The sequence below is a fragment of the Lelliottia sp. RD5 genome, from assembly GCF_056032945.1.
The window spans coordinates 12,506-30,639 of the sequence record NZ_JBVYHQ010000011.1 but is presented as its reverse complement, the minus strand read 5'-3'; the positions used below and the strand labels follow the sequence as shown (position 1 = coordinate 30,639).

At 53.0% G+C, this 18,134-nt stretch carries 16 protein-coding genes; 4 read left to right on the top strand and 12 right to left on the bottom strand.

Annotated elements, in window-relative coordinates; genetic code table 11:
• Window positions 1-9: 9 nt before the first annotated feature.
• The 11 genes from wzyE to trxA form a co-directional block, all read right to left on the bottom strand.
• A complete protein-coding gene (gene wzyE, locus AC0LWE_RS21210; RefSeq protein WP_174343832.1) occupies window positions 10-1,359 on the bottom strand; it encodes an ECA oligosaccharide polymerase in 1,350 nt (449 codons plus the stop codon).
• The gene (locus AC0LWE_RS21205) at window positions 1,356-2,435 is read right to left on the bottom strand and encodes a TDP-N-acetylfucosamine:lipid II N-acetylfucosaminyltransferase (protein WP_204771873.1); all 1,080 of its coding nucleotides are present in this window, start codon (window positions 2,433-2,435) and stop codon (window positions 1,356-1,358) included. The genes wzyE and AC0LWE_RS21205 overlap by 4 nt, the downstream gene beginning before the upstream one ends.
• Window positions 2,432-3,682, bottom strand: a complete 1,251-nt coding sequence (gene wzxE / locus AC0LWE_RS21200) for a lipid III flippase WzxE (protein ID WP_204771874.1) — start codon at window positions 3,680-3,682, stop codon at window positions 2,432-2,434. Before wzxE ends, AC0LWE_RS21205 begins: the two co-directional genes overlap by 4 nt.
• A gap of 1 nt (window position 3,683) precedes the next feature.
• Window positions 3,684-4,814, bottom strand: coding sequence for a dTDP-4-amino-4,6-dideoxygalactose transaminase (gene rffA, locus AC0LWE_RS21195; protein WP_202714779.1), 1,131 nt, complete (start codon window positions 4,812-4,814; stop codon window positions 3,684-3,686).
• Window positions 4,815-4,818: 4 nt separating this feature from the next.
• Window positions 4,819-5,496, bottom strand: a complete 678-nt coding sequence (gene rffC, locus AC0LWE_RS21190; protein WP_219347255.1) for a dTDP-4-amino-4,6-dideoxy-D-galactose acyltransferase — start codon at window positions 5,494-5,496, stop codon at window positions 4,819-4,821.
• Complete coding sequence (gene wecC / locus AC0LWE_RS21185; RefSeq protein ID WP_174343828.1) at window positions 5,493-6,755, bottom strand: UDP-N-acetyl-D-mannosamine dehydrogenase; 1,263 nt, start codon at window positions 6,753-6,755, stop codon at window positions 5,493-5,495. Before wecC ends, rffC begins: the two co-directional genes overlap by 4 nt.
• Window positions 6,752-7,882: a non-hydrolyzing UDP-N-acetylglucosamine 2-epimerase gene (gene wecB, locus AC0LWE_RS21180; protein WP_059180745.1), complete on the bottom strand. Its 1,131-nt coding sequence runs from the start codon at window positions 7,880-7,882 to the stop codon at window positions 6,752-6,754. Before wecB ends, wecC begins: the two co-directional genes overlap by 4 nt.
• 56 nt (window positions 7,883-7,938) lie before the next feature.
• The gene (wzzE, locus tag AC0LWE_RS21175) at window positions 7,939-8,985 is read right to left on the bottom strand and encodes an ECA polysaccharide chain length modulation protein (RefSeq protein WP_219347253.1); all 1,047 of its coding nucleotides are present in this window, start codon (window positions 8,983-8,985) and stop codon (window positions 7,939-7,941) included.
• 13 nt (window positions 8,986-8,998) lie between these two features.
• Window positions 8,999-10,102 (bottom strand): UDP-N-acetylglucosamine--undecaprenyl-phosphate N-acetylglucosaminephosphotransferase, encoded by a 1,104-nt coding sequence (gene wecA, locus AC0LWE_RS21170; protein WP_131488656.1) that lies wholly within the window; start codon window positions 10,100-10,102, stop codon window positions 8,999-9,001.
• Between the two features lie 240 nt (window positions 10,103-10,342).
• On the bottom strand, window positions 10,343-11,602 hold the full coding sequence (rho, locus tag AC0LWE_RS21165) for a transcription termination factor Rho (RefSeq protein ID WP_059180748.1): 1,260 nt from the start codon (window positions 11,600-11,602) through the stop codon (window positions 10,343-10,345).
• 336 nt (window positions 11,603-11,938) lie between these two features.
• Window positions 11,939-12,268 carry a thioredoxin TrxA gene (gene trxA, locus AC0LWE_RS21160; RefSeq protein ID WP_006179218.1) on the bottom strand — a complete coding sequence of 110 codons (330 nt, stop codon included), beginning with the start codon at window positions 12,266-12,268 and terminating at the stop codon, window positions 11,939-11,941.
• A 144-nt stretch (window positions 12,269-12,412) separates the two neighbouring features.
• Between trxA and rhlB the strand changes: the two genes are divergently transcribed.
• Window positions 12,413-13,678 (top strand): ATP-dependent RNA helicase RhlB, encoded by a 1,266-nt coding sequence (gene rhlB / locus AC0LWE_RS21155; RefSeq protein WP_219347252.1) that lies wholly within the window; start codon window positions 12,413-12,415, stop codon window positions 13,676-13,678.
• A gap of 5 nt (window positions 13,679-13,683) precedes the next feature.
• Window positions 13,684-15,168 carry a guanosine-5'-triphosphate,3'-diphosphate diphosphatase gene (gene gppA, locus AC0LWE_RS21150; protein WP_059180760.1) on the top strand — a complete coding sequence of 495 codons (1,485 nt, stop codon included), beginning with the start codon at window positions 13,684-13,686 and terminating at the stop codon, window positions 15,166-15,168.
• A gap of 4 nt (window positions 15,169-15,172) precedes the next feature.
• Here gppA and rep read toward each other — a convergent pair whose 3' ends face one another.
• Window positions 15,173-17,194 carry a DNA helicase Rep gene (gene rep, locus AC0LWE_RS21145; RefSeq protein ID WP_059180750.1) on the bottom strand — a complete coding sequence of 674 codons (2,022 nt, stop codon included), beginning with the start codon at window positions 17,192-17,194 and terminating at the stop codon, window positions 15,173-15,175.
• A 112-nt stretch (window positions 17,195-17,306) separates the two neighbouring features.
• Here rep and ppiC (AC0LWE_RS21140) point away from each other — a divergent pair, with 112 nt between their 5' ends.
• Entirely contained in the window at window positions 17,307-17,588 is a 282-nt protein-coding gene (gene ppiC / locus AC0LWE_RS21140; protein ID WP_202694810.1) for a peptidylprolyl isomerase PpiC, read from the top strand.
• 51 nt (window positions 17,589-17,639) lie between these two features.
• Window positions 17,640-17,921, top strand: a complete 282-nt coding sequence (ppiC, locus tag AC0LWE_RS21135) for a peptidylprolyl isomerase PpiC (RefSeq protein WP_015960967.1) — start codon at window positions 17,640-17,642, stop codon at window positions 17,919-17,921.
• The last annotated feature ends 213 nt before the right edge of the window (window positions 17,922-18,134 follow it).

Below are 18,134 nucleotides of genomic sequence, written 5' to 3'. Positions count from 1 at the left end.
TATCCTTACTCAGACTTGGGAAAGCGTCCTGGCAGTCCGCAGCTCGCGTTTGTGAACCAGGCCAGCAACATCAAACAGCCAGTACAACAGCTTCGCCAGGAGCAGGCAGACACCAAAAACCACCATGAAGAACACCACGCGCGAGACGAACGAATCCAGCCCTTCACGCGCCAATACGATCATATTGAAAATGGCACCAAAGCAGAAACTGTGCAAAATCGCCGCCTTATAGCGATTCCTCTCCTCGTTCCCACGGACGTATAGCCAGTCAAACCATTTGATGATTAAACCCACCGCCACCGCGCCGGGCAGAATAAACCAAACGCCCCCCATAACGACCAGTGAGCCGATTAACGTTGGCGAAATTGCCAGCCCAGAATGGTTGTTCAGCACTTCCCAGGTGAAATAATTCGCCGTGTTCAGCACAATCCCTGGTCGGTCTGGCCATAGCCAGGTGGGGATAAAGACGTAGAAATCGCGCACGATCGGCGCCAGTCCCTGAAATTCGATTTTGTCGTAGTTTTGCAGCAGTAATGCCAGGTTTTCCCACGGCGAGAAGGTGTCGCGGGTGAGGTACAGGAAAGTATAAAACGCTTCGTCACCGCTCACGTCCAGGCTATAGCGTTTCAGCGCAAGCCAGAACATACCGACAATACCAAACACGCCTGCCGCGACCAGCATCCACAGGGAAATCCAGCCGCGAAGGATACCGATAAACAGGAAGATGGCGAAAGCGATGATAATGTTAGCGCGTGTGCCGCCGACAATCATGTAGGTGAGCATGCCAAACGCCACGGTGCTGACCAGGAAAAACAGCCACGCCTTGCTGTCCTGACGCAGAAAATAGACCACCAGCATTGCCGGAATGAAGAAGTAGAAGAAGCGCTTAAGCGCTACACCCGACACTTCTGCAGAAAAAATCTGGCTATAAGAATGCAGCTTAAACAGCAAAAAGCCGTTATGCATAAAGAAGATACCGACGCTAACCAGCGCGATAATCATCAGCATCACCCATGTCAGGTGCGTTTCCACCCGATTCATGGTGAACAACGGGCGACGCGGGGCGTGGTTTACCGGGCGTAAGCGCGTTTTATAGGTCACATAATAAACCGCGTAGAAACAGGTTGCCGATAACAACGCCTGCATCAGAATTTCGGGCGGCGCGACGCCCACATCAAAACGAAACACCAGGATACTGGTTAGCGGGAAGCCGAAGAAAAAAGTCAGTAAAAACAGCAGAGAAAAGAAGACGTTAAAGTTAAAGCGCACGCGGCGAAATTCAAACCAGGTCAATGTCGCGATAAACAGCGAGCTCAGAAGCCAAATCACCAACAAGCCGCTAAATTGCAACTGGCTCATGCGTTGTCTCCCGCAGCAATTCGCAGCGCCTGGTGCCACGGCGTGAGATAATTAGGGCTGAAAAAGTCGATGGCATTTTTGTCCACCAGCGCCAGTTGACGTTGCGCTTCACGAACCACGTTTTCATTCAGTTCATCTGTCGTAAACAGGACGGGAATATTCTGCTCCGCCATATCCTGCCAGAACGGATTTTCACGATTGAGCACGCACGGAATGCCAGCCTGAATCAGCAGACACAGCGTTCCAATCCCCTGCTGGCGCGCAAAGATGAAGTAACCGAGATCGCATTGACGCAGCAAAGCCAGGTACTCGTCAAACGCCAGCTTATCGCTGAGAATCTGCAGATTCTCGGCGCTGAACAACGCCAGACCACTCTGTCGTACCTCGTCAATGTACGCGTCGTTATTAGCAGGATAGCCCATGGGGACGATCACGTTCACCGTATCGCCAAACTGCTGGTGCACCGCTTTCAGAGCCGCAATATGTTCGTTGCTGCGATCGCCCGAATTGCCCACCAGGACGGTGAGTTTGCCTTCGCGCTGGGCGTCGATTGCCATCCCATTCAGCGCAGGATCCATACGTGTCGGAAAATAGAGTAACTCCCCACGGACATTCGGGTGCTGCTTCGCAAAATAATTCAGATCGCCGCGCGTCGCAAAGACACAGCCCACGCGTCCCTGGGCCATGCGGCGCAGCGGATAAAAGAGACGGAATTTCCAGCCGCGCGACGCTTCATACAGGTCCGCACCCCAGATATGCCAGCTAAACTGCGCAGGCTTAATACCACCGCTCAGTAACGCCAGCCACAAACCGGTGTTGAACTGTCCGTGAAAGAAGAACCGCCGATCGCGATTGGCTTTTGCTTTGGCGATAACGGCTTTCGCCAGCGTCGCTTTGTCCGCAAAGCAGGTCAACGACAGTGCCGGATAAGCGTCGCCTAGCCCATTGTCATGGCCAACGAGCATAAATTCGCGCGCATCGGCGCTCGTGCTCGCCAGCTCATCATTGAAGAACCGCAAAACGGTTTGGTTATGGTGCGGGATATTCGATCCCAACACATGAATCAGTGCAGTCATGCGCGTTTACGCCAAAGTAAAAATACGCCGCAACAGGCAGCGAAATAGACGATGTAAGTCGCCATATAGGCCTGTGACGCCCCCAGCGCGCCGTGCGCAGGGATCAGCCAAAGAGAGAAAGCGGTCAAGAGCGCAAACTGGCTAATTTCCGCCAGGATGTACAATCGCAGCGACGCTTTAGCAATCACCAGATAGCCAAAAACGTAAGCACCCACTTTCAGTACATCGCCCACCAGTTGCCAGGCAAACAGATCGCGCATCGCGGTAAATTTCGCCGAGAACAACAGCCAGATGGCAACATCTCGCAGCAACCAGACGGTCAGACTCGCGGCGGCCACTGCGGGAAGTACAAAACGCAGAGAGCGGCCAATCTCGCGCGTAATGTCCTGTTTTGACACCAGACGCGACAAGGTCGGCAGTAAATAAACGCTAAAGGACGCGGTGATAAACTGAAGATACGCGTCAGAAATACTGCTCACACCTTGCCAGATCCCCACTTCATCCCAGCTGTAGTGCGCCGCCAGCAGGTTACGCATCATCACGTACGCCACGGGCAATGTAACGGACGTGATGAGTGCCATTAGGGTAAATTTCCCCAATTGCCCCGCCAGAATTTTGTCCCACTGCGGTTTGAGATAGCTAAGCGGAATCGTGCGTCTGCGCATTAACATTAACGCAGCGGGGATAACGACCAACGCGGGAACCAGCGCCAGGCCAAGCAGTGCGCCTTCGTAGCCGCCCAGACGATAGCAAAAGTAATAGGCGATGACGCCGATGAGGCTGCCCGCAATCAGCGCCAGCGCGTTCCCGGCCGCATCACGAAAACCTTTCATCAAGGCTAACAGCAGGTTGGCCCAGGCAATGCCCATCTGCACGAGCGCAACCAGGCGCACCAGGCCCTGATAATGCGTGTTGCCGAAAAGCCCCTGACTGATGGGGGCCGCCGCAAGAAGAAATACAACCGCCAGCAGGGTCGAGAAGCCCAATACCATCGCGGACGACGTGCCGACCACCTTGCGAAGCGATGCGGCGTCGTCATGATGCTGTGCAACGTATTTGGTCACGCCGTTGAAAATACCGGCACCGGCGAGAACCCCAAGCACGGTCACAAGCTGGCGGAAATTACCGGCCTGTCCTACGCCTGAAGGGCCGTACGAGACGGCCAGAAGTTTAACCACTAACAGCCCGGTGCCAATCTTTACGAGCGTGGACGCGGCGGTCCACACCGATGCTTTCGCCAGAGACATATCAGTGGAAATAGCTCAGGAGCGTATTAATCACCGTGCGCTGATTGACGGGCGCGAGGTTGTAGAACAGCGGCAGACGAAGCAAACGCTCACTTTCTTTGGTGGTGTAGCGGTCTTCACCGGCAAATCGACCGAACGTTTCCCCGGCCGGGCTGGAGTGAAGCGGGATGTAATGGAACACCGCCATAATTTCGGCTTCTTTCAGATAGGCAATCAAATCGCTACGATCGTCGTTATCGCGCAGTTTGATGTAAAACATGTGGGCATTGTGTACGCAATCTGCTGGGATCGTCGGCAGTTCAATCCGCCCTTTTTTCGCCAGCGGCGCCAGGGCGTCGTAATAGGTTTGCCACAGGGACAAACGCTGCTGATTGATACGCTCGGCGGCTTCGAGCTGCGCCCACAGGAATGCGGCCTGCAGATCGGCCATCAAATAGCTGGAGCCGATGTCGCGCCAGGTATATTTATCGACCTGGCCACGAAAGAACTGGCTGCGGTTGGTGCCTTTTTCACGAATCACTTCCGCCCGCTCCACCAGCGAACGATCGTTAATCAGCGTCGCACCGCCTTCACCGCCCGCGGTATAGTTTTTGGTTTCATGGAAGCTAAAGCACCCGATGTGACCAATCGTCCCCAGCGCACGGCCTTTGTAAGTCGACATCACGCCCTGTGCGGCATCTTCTACCACAAAGAGATCGTGTTTTTTAGCGAGGGTCATAATGGTATCCATCTCACACGCTACACCCGCGTAATGAACCGGAACAATCGCCCGCGTTTTGTCAGTTATGGCTGCTTCAATCAGGGTTTCGTCAATGTTCATCGTATCCGGACGGACATCAACAAACACGATTTTCGCCCCGCGCAGCACAAAGGCATTCGCAGTGGAAACGAAGGTGTAGCTTGGCATGATGACTTCGTCGCCGGGCTGGATGTCCAGCAGCAGCGCGGCCATCTCCAGTGATGCCGTGCAGGATGGCGTCAGCAGCACCTTAGCGCTGTGGAAACGCTGCTCCATCCACTGCTGGCAGCGACGGGTATAACCGCCGTCTCCGCAAAGCTTACCGCTGCCCATGGCAGACTGCATATAGTCGAGTTCGGTTCCCACAACGGGAGGTGCGTTAAATGGAATCATCAGGTCACCTGTAAAGCCAGTAAGCGGTTGTGTCAACGTTGGCACCACTCGCAATATAACGTTTAAGCGCGGCGGTGTTGCCCATCTGGGTCGCCACCCGCAAAGTTGATAGCTGCCGCGCTGCCGCCCAGTGAGAGGCAGCGTGCATTAATTTGTCACCCATACCGCGTCCAGCGAGCAGGCCAATACGCGCTTCGCTGTCATTCAGTTGTCGCAGGGAAACAAACGCCTGAATCTCACCGTTGGTTGCGCGAAAGACCAGGCATTCATGATCAAAGGTGCCTTTTACCGCGTTTTCGATCCACTGGGCGTAAAAGCGGCCACTGTCATCCGCCGCATACCACGGTGCACGGAAACGACTTTGCGCAAAAGCAAGCGCAGCCATCTGGCGCAACGCAGGAATATCCTGCTCCGTTGCCCGCTCAGCATCAGACGTTGCCGAATGTGTGATCGCTATTTTCAGGTCAACTTCACCTTCGACAAGCTGGAATCCCACCTGCTGAAGTGCATCAAGGCATTCGGCATCGGCGGCAGGAATTTTTGCCTGCACGCGCTGCCATGGCGCGAAATCCGCCGCCGTAAGTGCCGGTGCGTTATCGCGAAAGCGCACAACCGCCGAAGAGAGGCCAAAAAACTGGCTTTCCCATTCGAGCGGCTCAAGCACGCCGTGCAGTTGACTCAACGCCACACCCCTTTGGTGTCGACAATATGGTTCTGACGCACGGCATCGCCGCCGATCGCTTTAAATTCTTTGTGATCGACCAGCAGAACCAGGACATCAGCGGTTTTCAGCGCGTCGTCTAACGTCACGAGCTGGCACGTTCCGGCCAGTTTCTTCGGCAACGTGTGAATATTAGGCTCAACAACCTGCGTTTCCCCCGTATGCCAGGTCGCAATCATCTCAGCAATCCCCATCGCCGGACTTTCGCGGAGATCGTCGATGTTTGGCTTGAATGCCAGGCCAAAGCAGGCAATTTTTACGTCGCTGGCGCGTTTGCCGCTGTCAGCGAGAAAATCTGCCACCGTCGCTTTAACCTGATTCATAACCCAATGCGGTTTGCCGTCGTTCACTTCACGTGCGGTGCGGATCAGACGCGCCTGGTCAGGGTTTTGCGCCACGATGAACCACGGGTCAACCGCGATACAGTGGCCGCCGACACCCGGGCCGGGCTGAAGAATATTGACGCGAGGATGGCGATTTGCCAGACGGATAAGTTCCCAGACGTTAATCCCCTGATCGGCGCAAATAAGCGACAGTTCATTGGCGAACGCGATGTTGACATCACGGAAGCTGTTTTCCGTCAGCTTGCACATTTCAGCCGTGCGGGAGTTAGTGACCACACACTCGCCTTCAAGGAAGATGTTATAAAGCTCGCTGGCACGCGTTGAACAGACGGGAGTCATCCCGCCAATCACGCGGTCATTTTTGAAAAGCTCAACCATCACCTGACCTGGCAGCACACGTTCCGGACAATAGGCGATATTAATATCCGCCTGTTCACCCGCTTGCTGCGGGAACGTTAAATCCGGGCGAGCCTCTGCCAGCCACTGGGCCATTTGCTCCGTCGCCCCAACGGGTGACGTTGACTCCAGAATCACCAGCGCGCCTTTCTTCAGTACGGGTGCAATGGATTTTGCCGCCGCTTCGACGTACACCATATCCGGCTCATGGTCGCCCTTAAATGGCGTTGGAACGGCAATCAGATAGGCATCCGCTTCAACGGGCGCGGTCGTTGCTTTCAAAAAACCGCCTTCAACGGCGGTTTTCACCACTCTGTCGAGATCGGGTTCGACAATATGAATTTCACCCCGGTTGATGGTATCAACCGCGTGCTGGTTGATATCCACTCCGACAACCTGCTTTTGACGCGATGCAAAGGCTGCCGCAGTAGGCAGTCCAATGTAGCCAAGACCTATGACAGAGATGGTTGTAAAACTCATAGCGATACCCGATTGTGTTTAAGTGCATGCAAAATACGGCTGCAGGCCTGCCCGTCACCATAAGGATTATGGGCGTGGCTCATGGCCTGGTACTCTTTTTCGTCGCGCAGCAGGTTCGTCACCTCGTCCACGATACGTTTCATGTCGGTGCCCACCAGCCGCACGGTTCCGGCTTTCACCGCCTCCGGTCGTTCAGTGGTTTCGCGCATCACCAGCACCGGTTTACCCAGCGAGGGGGCCTCTTCCTGAATGCCACCGGAATCGGTCAAAATTAACCAGGCGTGATTCATCAACCAGACGAACGGCAGGTAATCCTGCGGCTCAATCAAAATGACATTCTCGATATGGCCCAGAATGCGGTTGACCGGCTCGCTGACGTTAGGGTTCAGGTGCACTGGATAAACGATCTGCACATCGCTGTTCTGCGCGGCGATTTCTGCCAGCGCGTGGCAGATTTGCTCAAACCCACGGCCAAAGCTCTCGCGGCGATGGCCCGTCACCAGAATCATTTTTTTGCCAGTCGAGAGGAAAGGATAACGATCGGATAGCTCTGCGCGCAGTGTGTCGCTGGCCAGAACGCGATCGCGAACCCAAATCAGCGCGTCAATCACCGTGTTCCCGGTGACGAAAATTTTGTTATCAGCAATGTTTTCGCGCAGCAGGTTCTGCCGGGAGTTTTCAGTTGGTGCAAAGTGGTACATCGCCAGATGCCCGGTCAGAGTACGGTTCGCTTCTTCTGGCCACGGAGAATAGAGATCGCCCGTGCGTAAACCGGCTTCGACGTGCCCAACAGGGATACGCTGATAAAAAGCCGCCAGGCTCGTTGCGATGGTGGTGGTGGTATCACCATGAACCAGAACGACGTCTGGCTTAAATGATTCCAGAATGGGTTTTAACCCTTCCAGAATGCGGCAGGTAATTTCGGTCAATCCTTGTCCCGGTTTCATAATATTAAGATCGTAATCCGGGACAATAGAAAAGAGATTTAAGACCTGATCAAGCATCTCCCGATGCTGCGCAGTGACGCAAACTTTCGCCTCAAACCAGGGATCATTTGCCAACGCATGGACCAGCGGTGCCATCTTGATGGCTTCCGGCCTTGTGCCAAATACGGTAAGTACTTTCACATCGATTCTCTTCGATTAGGCGATGAAGGCCGAAGCCTTCATCGTAGACGGCGTTCTTAAATTGTGCGACGACGCGTGAGTGCCACCCCAGCGCCAATCAGCGCGCCCACAATACCCCACATAATCATCAGGAATGCGCGACGCGGACTATCGCGTTTTACAGGTTCTTCAGGCGTTCGCAAATAACGATAGGTCTGAAAACGTGGGTCGAGCGTAGGCCCCACATTCAGGGTGTTCAGCATGGCGCGGTTTTGATCGTAATCGAGGTCAAAATCTGGCCCTACGGCCTGCAAATTCTCCAGACGAGCCTGAAGCATCGGGCGCCCAAGCAGGAACATCTCTGAATCAGGTAATTCGTCGGCGGGAACATCGGTTTCACTGCGAGAAATATTGCGCTGTTCGGCAATTTTCAGAGCCTGTTCGATGTTGTGTACACGACGGGAGAAAATCGTTTTAGCCACTTCTTCCTGACGCTTCACCTGCGCTTTCATCTGGATTGTCCGCGCAGCCCAGGCACCTTTGAGCTCATCGTTCAGATGACTGGCTGCCCGTTGGCTGGCAAAAGCAACGTACTGACGCAGCAGATTGTTGGCATCTGGCGCGGTTTCAGCGATCAGCTTTACGTTATCGTTGATGTTGCGCATAACATCGCCAGGCATAAACTGGATGTTATTAATCAAATCATCAAGAAGCGCGGCATCTGCTTTGCTGTTACCCACCATGCGCTGCTTGTAGTAATCCGTCTGGGACCAAAAATCGCGACGGGTATCCCAGGAAGCCAGCTGCATGATGAACTCTTTGTAAGACTCATCCATCACCGAGGGTTGGTCGGTCGACGCGAGGCTTGCCTTGATGTCGAGATTGCGCAGGAATTGCTGCTGGGAGTAAAACCCTCCCAGCATATTCACCGTTGGTCGGTCAGTAATCGCTGTCGCACTCCATTCTTGTTTTGCAAAAAAGGTATATGCCAGCGCGAGCAGTGCGAACCCCAGTGCGATGCCTGCAATCCACAGCTTGCCCGCCCACAAAACACGAAATAAACCACGAATATCCAGTTCATTCTCAGTTACTACTGATTTCGATCCTGCCAACGGTTGATTCATCACAATCCCGGTTTTACTTAGTTAGTGTTGGATTTTTACCACTGTTTTTACGCATCCGGCGTTTTACACGTTTGATAAAGCGCGCGACTTTCCATGCGCGTTTAATACAGTATCCGTACAGGAAGAATGCTAGCAAGAATAATACCAACATTACCCATTCAGGAATAAAATGCGCATATTCTGCGGCCACGCCAATACCCGCCAGAAGCGCGGCGGCCAGGGTGATCAACACAAATGCCTGACGTGACGTAAAGCCCGCACGCATGATCAGATGATGAATATGCTGGCGGTCTGGAGAAAAAGGACTCATCCCTTTGCGCAGACGACGGTACATGATCGCGACCATATCCATCAGGGGGATAGCAATAATCCACAGCGCCGTTACTGGGCTGATAGGGTGCGTTTTACCCTGCGTGGTTTCTAACAAAATCCAGATAACGGTAAAACCAATCAGCGTACTGCCCGCATCGCCCATAAAGACTTTATAGCGACGTCCCAACACACCCAGATTTAACAGGATGTAAGGCAGGATGGCGGCGATCATGGCGAAACACCACATCGACAGGCTGTACTGGCCATCAAACCATAAAATAATGCCGATAGCGGCAAACGAAACGGATGACAACCCGCCGAGCAAACCATCAATCCCATCAACCATATTAAAGGCATTGATTGCTGCCCAAACGGCGAATAGCGTCAGGAAGAAACCGAACGGCCCGAGAACCATTTCCCAGGTACCAAAAATATAGCCGAGACTGCTGAGATACAGTTTGCCGACAACCATCATAATGATACCGATGGCAGCCTGAACGGATGCACGGAATTTTACGCTGATATCAAATCGGTCATCGAGAGCACCTACTAACACCAGAACACCCGCGCAGGCCAGATAGAGCGCCGCGTGAGGAATATAATAATCTGCGATACCGAACGTGAAGCAAATGCCTGCGTAAACGGAGATCCCGCCAACCAATGGGATCAAACCTTGATGACGTTTACGATAATTGGGCTTGTCCACCAACCCTATTCTTTTTGCCACTTTGCGGGCGAAAAATAAAAAACAGGTTGTGAATAAAAAAATACTGATTAGCTCAGTAACCGCTGTGAGTAGATTCACAATGCTTGCTCTCAACAAATGTTAGTTCTGGAAGTATAACCATGAAGCCACCGCTCCCGAAGGATTAAAGCTGGCCTCTTACCACTCCCTTTGTATGTTTTTCAATCAATTAATCTTTGACGTTACAAACATTCTGATTGTCGCATTGGCAGGTCAAAAATGGGAGTCTGCGGTTATAGCGTATAGTCCAAAAAAAGAAAACGCCACGTAAAAACGTGGCGTTTGCTGGGTTTATTTGTTTTACGAGCGTTTCATCATGTCGAAGAATTCATCGTTGGTCTTGGTCATTGCCAGCTTATTGATGAGGAACTCCATTGCGTCGATTTCGCCCATCGGGTGAATGATCTTACGCAGGATCCACATTTTCTGCAGCTCTTCCTGAGTGGTGAGCAGCTCTTCTTTACGCGTACCTGAACGGTTGTAATCAATCGCCGGGAAGACGCGCTTCTCAGCAATTTTACGCGCCAGGTGCAGCTCCATGTTGCCGGTACCTTTAAACTCTTCGTAGATAACTTCATCCATTTTAGAGCCGGTATCAACCAGAGCTGTCGCGATAATCGTCAGGCTTCCGCCCTCTTCAACGTTACGCGCGGCACCAAAGAAACGCTTCGGACGGTGTAATGCGTTCGCATCCACACCACCGGTCAGTACTTTACCGGAAGCCGGAACCACGGTGTTGTACGCACGCGCCAGACGAGTGATGGAGTCGAGCAGGATAATAACGTCTTTCTTGTGTTCGACCAGACGCTTCGCTTTCTCGATAACCATTTCAGCAACCTGAACGTGGCGAGACGCTGGCTCATCAAAGGTAGAAGCAATCACTTCACCTTTCACCAAACGCTGCATCTCCGTCACTTCTTCTGGACGCTCATCGATCAGCAGCACCATCAGTACACAATCAGGATGGTTGTAAGCAATGCTCTGCGCGATGTTCTGCAGCAGCATGGTCTTACCTGCTTTCGGAGGTGCCACGATCAGACCACGCTGACCACGACCAATCGGAGAAGCCAGATCCAGAACGCGAGCCGTCAGGTCTTCGGTAGAACCGTTACCACGCTCCATGCGCAGGCGAGAGTTCGCGTGCAGCGGCGTTAAGTTTTCAAACAGGATCTTATTGCGCGAGTTTTCAGGTTTATCGTAGTTAACTTCGTTAACTTTCAACAGCGCAAAGTAGCGTTCACCCTCTTTAGGAGGACGAATCTTACCTGAAATGGTGTCACCAGTACGGAGGTTGAAACGGCGGATTTGGCTAGGGGATACGTAGATGTCATCAGGACCGGCGAGGTAGGAACTGTCTCCAGAACGGAGGAAACCAAATCCGTCTTGCAATATCTCCAGTACACCGTCGCCAAAGATATCTTCGCCACTCTTAGCATGCTGCTTCAGGATGGCAAAAATAATGTCCTGCTTGCGCATACGAGCCTGGTTTTCAAGGCCCATGTTTTCGCCGAGAGTAATCAGCTCAGAAACCGGCGTATTCTTTAATTCGGTAAGATTCATAATGGTGTGGGTTCTTAAACTCGGGGTAAATCTCGAACTTAATTTGTGAATGGTATGGAAGGGTCATCCATGCCTGTTTGCGGCCATCAACTCATGTCTGTTCGCTGTCTGGTTACAGGGAAAGAACGCAGATCTGAAACGACAAGACGGATTGAGTGACAAGCCCGGAATCTAGCAACTTCACGCACTGTGAGTGTTAACAATGGGAAGCATCGGGTAAAACAAGAACGACAAGGTATGTTTAAATCGAAGTCATAAGTAACTTAGCACGACTAAAGCCGGGCGTCCAGAGATCCGAATCAATTCGGAATTCCAGACGCCACGAGCCGAGAGACCTTACGCCAGATTCGCGTCCAGGAACTCTTTCAACTGACCTTTGGACAGTGCGCCCACTTTGGTAGCAGCCACTTCGCCGTTTTTGAACAGCAGCAGTGTCGGGATGCCACGAATGCCGTATTTCGGCGCGGTGCCTGGGTTCTGGTCGATATTCAGTTTGGCAACCGTCAGTTTGCCCTGATACTCGTCAGCGATTTCATCCAGAATCGGAGCAATCATTTTGCAAGGACCACACCATTCAGCCCAGAAATCGACGAGGATCAGCCCGTCAGCTTTAAGTACGTCCGTGTCAAAACTATCGTCAGTCAGGTGAATAATTTTATCGCTCATATATAACTCCACAGGAATAAGCCTGGCGTGTTGGTGTAGGATTAATCAACGACGTGTTGATGTAGCATTAACCAACTAAAGGTTGACTTTATTTCACCGGATACGCTTTCGTAAAGCAATAGTAAGCTGATATTCTACCACACTATGAGCAAAACACATTTAACAGAACAGAAGTTTTCCGACTTCGCCCTGCATGCAAAAGTCATCGAAGCCCTTGAAAATAAAGGCTTCCATAACTGCACGCCCATTCAAGCCCTCGCCCTGCCGCTCACGCTGGCGGGTCGCGATGTTGCAGGGCAGGCGCAAACCGGTACTGGCAAAACGATGGCGTTTTTAACGTCAACGTTCCATTATTTACTCTCAAACCCGGCAATGGCTGACCGAAAAGTTAACCAACCGCGTGCGCTGATTATGGCCCCAACGCGAGAACTTGCGGTTCAGATCCATGCTGATGCAGAACCCCTGGCGCAGACCACTGGCTTAAAGCTGGGTCTGGCTTATGGCGGCGATGGTTACGATAAACAGCTGAAAGTATTAGAAAGCGGTGTTGATATTCTGATCGGCACCACTGGCCGTCTTATCGATTACGCCAAGCAAAACCACATTAACCTCGGTGCGATCCAGGTTGTGGTACTCGACGAAGCAGACCGTATGTACGATCTGGGCTTCATTAAAGATATTCGCTGGTTGTTCCGTCGCATGCCGCCAACGCCGCAGCGCCTGAATATGCTTTTCTCTGCCACCCTCTCTTATCGTGTCCGTGAACTGGCGTTCGAACAAATGAACAACGCCGAATACGTTGAAGTTGAGCCGGAACAGAAAACGGGCCACCGTATTAAAGAAGAGCTTTTCTATCCTTCTAACGAAGAGAAAATGCGTCTTCTGCAGACCCTTATCGAAGAAGAGTGGCCAGATCGCGCCATTATTTTTGCGAACACCAAACACCGCTGTGAAGATATCTGGGGCCATTTGGCTGCGGACGGACATCGCGTGGGCCTGCTGACGGGCGACGTCGCGCAGAAAAAACGTCTGCGTATTCTCGAAGATTTCACCCGTGGCGATCTGGATATTCTGGTTGCGACTGACGTTGCCGCGCGCGGCCTGCACATCCCAGCCGTCACGCACGTCTTTAACTACGATCTCCCTGACGATTGCGAAGATTACGTTCACCGTATCGGTCGTACCGGTCGTGCTGGCGCAAGCGGTCACTCTATCAGCCTGGCCTGTGAAGAGTACGCGCTGAACCTTACCGCAATTGAGACCTATATCGGTCACTCTGTTCCGCAGAGCAAGTACAATCCAGACGCGTTGCTGAGCGAACTGCCACCGCCGAAACGCCTGACGCGTACACGCTCCGGCAATGGTCCGCGTCGTACTGGTGCGCCGCGCAATCGTCGTCGTCCGGGCTAAAAATGATGATCACCGGTTCCTCGCTCTACGCCGCTATTGATTTAGGTTCGAATAGTTTTCATATGCTGGTAGTACGCGAGGTGGCGGGGAGCATTCAAACCCTGACACGCATTAAGCGCAAGGTCCGTCTCGCGGCGGGCCTGAGTCAAGATAATCACCTTTCTCCCGAAGCGATGGAACGCGGCTGGCAATGCCTGCGTCTCTTCGCAGAACGCCTGCAGGACATCCCGCACAATCAAATCCGCGTTGTCGCGACAGCTACCCTACGCCTGGCGGTCAACTCCGTTGATTTTATTGCAAAAGCGCAGGAAATTCTGGGCTGTCCGGTACAGGTGATCAGCGGCGAAGAAGAAGCGCGTCTGATTTACCAGGGCGTCGCCCATACCACCGGCGGCGACGATCGTCGGCTGGTTGTGGATATTGGTGGTGCAAGTACGGAACTGGTCACCGGTACCGGTGCGCAGGCGACGTCGCTGTTTAGCCTGTCGATGGGATGCGTAACTTGGCTCGAACGCTATTTTACCGATCGCAATCTTGGCCAGGAAAATTTCGACGAGGCTGAAAATGCCGCGCGCGAAGTGCTGCGCCCGGTCATGGACAAACTGCGTTATCACGGCTGGAAAGTGTGCGTCGGGGCGTCGGGTACGGTTCAGGCACTGCAAGAAATCATGATGGCGCAGGGCATGGACGAGCGAATTACGCTTGCCAAACTGCAACAGCTCAAACAGCGCGCTATCCAGTGTGGTCGCCTTGAAGAGCTGGAAATTGAAGGGCTAACGCTCGAGCGCGCGCTGGTTTTCCCAAGCGGCCTGGCAATCCTGATCGCCATTTTCTCCGAGTTGAACATTCACTGTATGACGCTTGCGGGCGGAGCGCTGCGCGAAGGGCTGGTTTACGGTATGTTGCATTTGGCGGTTGAACAGGATATTCGCAGCCGTACGCTGCGCAATGTCCAGCGCCGCTTTATTGTTGATACGGAACAGGCACAGCGCGTTGCACAGCTGGCTTCCAGCTTCGCGAATCAACTCGCAACAACGTGGGCTCTTGAGCCATTAAGTCGGGATTTGCTCATCAGCGCCTGTGCGCTGCATGAAATGGGCCTGAGCATTGATTTCAGGCAGGCGCCTGTTCATGCCGCCTATCTGGTACGAAATCTTGATCTGCCTGGGTTTACCCCGGCGCAGAAAAAACTTCTCGCCACGTTGCTCCTCAACCAAACGAATACGGTCGATCTCTCCTCTTTGCATCAGCAAAATGCCGTGCCACCGCGCGTTGCCGAACATCTCTGTCGACTGCTGCGTCTTGCAATTTTGTTTGCCAGCCGCCGTCGCGATGATTTGCTGCCTGCGATCACACTTGAGGCCGAAGGTGAAAGCCTGACGATCACGCTTCCAGAAGATTGGTTAGCTAATCATCCGCTTGGTGCAGAAATGGTGGAGCAGGAATGCCAGTGGCAAAGTTATGTCCACTGGGCTTTAGACGTGAAATAACGGGTTATTTCTCTTTCGCTTTTGCCAGCATCGCGCGGATATTCGCCACGTTTGCCTGACCTTTATGCATCCTTTCTTCCGCTGTAATCACTTTGCGTTCTTGTTCCCACTGCAAATCGTCCTGAGGTAACTCCAGCAGGAATCGGCTCGGTTCCGGACGCACCATTTCGCCATATTGACGGCGCTCTTTACAGAGCGTAAATGTCAGCTCTTTTTGGGCACGGGTGATTCCTACGTACGCCAGTCGCCGCTCTTCATCGACGTTGTCTTCGTCAATACTGCTCTGATGCGGCAGTAAACCCTCTTCCATCCCGATTAAATAGACATACGGAAATTCCAGCCCTTTGGACGCATGCAGCGTCATCAACTGAACCTGATCCGTCTCTTCATCACTCTCCCCACGCTCCATCATATCGCGCAGGGTAAATCGGGTGACGACCTGGGTCAGCGTCATTGGCTCATCAATTTCGGAGCCTTCCAGCATTTCGGTCATCCACGTAAAGAGCTGGTTGACGTTTTTCATGCGCATTTCCGCCGCTTTCGGGCTCGCGGACGTCTCATACAGCCAGGATTCATAGTTGATGCCGTGAATCAAATCGCGCACCGCGGAGACCGGTTCACGCTCGGCGAGACGCTGGATTTCACCCAGCCACTGGGTAAAGCGAGTCAGCGATTCATAACCGCGCCCGGTAAGCGACTGGCTAAGACCCATGTCAAAGCTCGCGGTGAACATGCTTTTGTTGCGCGTCATCGCCCACTCACCCAGCTTTTGCAGCGTCGCCGGACCAATTTCACGCTTCGGCGTATTCACGATACGCAAGAACGCACTGTCATCATCCGGATTGGTGAGCACGCGCAGATAAGCGAGGAGATCTTTAATCTCAGGACGAGAGAAAAACGACGTGCCGCCCGAGATTTTGTACGGGATGCGGTTTTGCATCAGCATCTTTTCAAACACCCGCGACTGGTGGTTGCCGCGGTAAAGGATCGCATAGTCTTTGTACGCCGTTTTATTGACGAAGTGATGCGCAATCAGCTCGCCCGCCACGCGTTCAGCCTCATGCTCTTCGTTATTTGCGCTAAGCACTTTGAGTTCCGTGCCGTATCCCAGTTCGGAGAAAAGGCGCTTTTCAAAAACGTGGGGATTATTGGCGATCAGGATATTTGCCGCCTTCAGGATCCGTCCTGAAGAGCGATAGTTCTGCTCCAGCTTAACCACCTGTAATGCCGGAAAATCTTGGCTCAGCAGCACCAGGTTTTGCGGGCGAGCGCCACGCCAGGAATAAATCGACTGGTCGTCATCGCCGACCACGGTGAAGCGCGCGCGCTGCCCCACCAGCAATTTCACCAGTTCGTACTGGCTGGTGTTGGTGTCCTGATATTCATCCACCAGCAGATAACGAATCTTGTTTTGCCAGCGCTCCCGCACCTCTTCATTACGCTGTAAAAGCAGCGTCGGCAGCAGAATCAAATCGTCAAAATCGAGAACATTACAGGCTTTAAGATGGTCATCGTACAGGCTGTAGCAGTGCGCAAAGATCCGGTCGCGCTCGCCTTTAGCACTCGCGGCGGCCTGAGCGGGCGTCATCAGATCGTTTTTCCAGTTTGAGATCGTCGAGATCAGCTGCTGGAGGATCAGCTTGTCGTCTTCGATCCGCCCTTCGGTCAGCTCTTTGAGCAACGCCACCTGATCGGTATCGTCAAATAATGAGAAATTCGATTTCATCCCCAACGCGGCATATTCGCGCTTGATGATATCCAGGCCCAGCGTGTGGAACGTCGAGATCATCAGGCCACGCGCTTCTTTGCGTCCCAGCGTTTGCCCGACGCGCTCTTTCATCTCGCGCGCGGCTTTATTGGTAAACGTCACGGCCGCGATATGCCGTGCCTGATAGCCACAGCCACGTATAAGGTGTGCAATCTTATTGGTGATAACGCGTGTCTTTCCTGAACCGGCCCCCGCCAGCACCAGGCAGGGTCCAGTTACAAATTCGACCGCTTGTTGTTGTCCAGGGTTTAAACGCATGGGAATGTTGCTCAATCTTCGAACGGGTTGTGGATTGTAGCAGAAAGCCGGGCGCAGATTTACCGGCTAATGATAAAGTGATTCGACCCTGTTTTATTCCGGAAGCAAAACAATGAACAAGACCGCCGCGGCCCTGCACATTCTGGTAAAAGAAGAGACACTTGCGCAAGAGATCCTGAAAAAACTGGAGCGGGGTATTAGCTTCGACCATCTGGCAAAGCGCTATTCTCGCTGTCCGTCGGGGCGCAATGGCGGTGAGTTAGGCGAGTTTAAACAGGGGGCAATGGTTGGGCCTTTTGACCAGGCGGTCTTTAGCTGCCCGCTTTTGAAGCCCTTCGGTCCCGTAAAAACCAAGTTTGGCTACCATATCATTAAGGTGCTGTATCGCCGCTAACGCATGCTAAAATCGCGCCCTGATGTCTCTCAACCCAATTAAGGCACGATCATGGCAAAAACAGCGGCAGCACTGCATATCCTTGTTAAAGAAGAAAAACTGGCTTTAGATCTTCTGGAGCAAATCAAAAACGGCGCAGACTTCGAGAAGCTGGCGAAGAAACACTCTACCTGCCCATCCGGTAAAAAAGGCGGCCATCTGGGTGAATTCCGTCAGGGCCAGATGGTTCCGGCGTTCGATAAAGTGGTGTTTTCCTGCCCGGTGCTGGAGCCAACTGGCCCACTGCACACGCAGTTCGGTTACCACATCATTAAAGTGCTTTACCGCAATTAATAGCAAAGCCTTCTCTTAGAGAAGGCTTTTTGTATTTGTACCCTCTCCCGTGGGAGAGGGCTGGGGTGAGGGCACCAGGCCGCCCTATCCTCGCAAAGCAAAAAGCCCGGTGGCGGCGACGCCTTACCGGGCCTGTATGCGAAGGTGTTCCCCTCAGGATTTCGATTTGCAGGAAGGCGGCAAATGCGCACAGGCCAGGAGCATAAATAACTC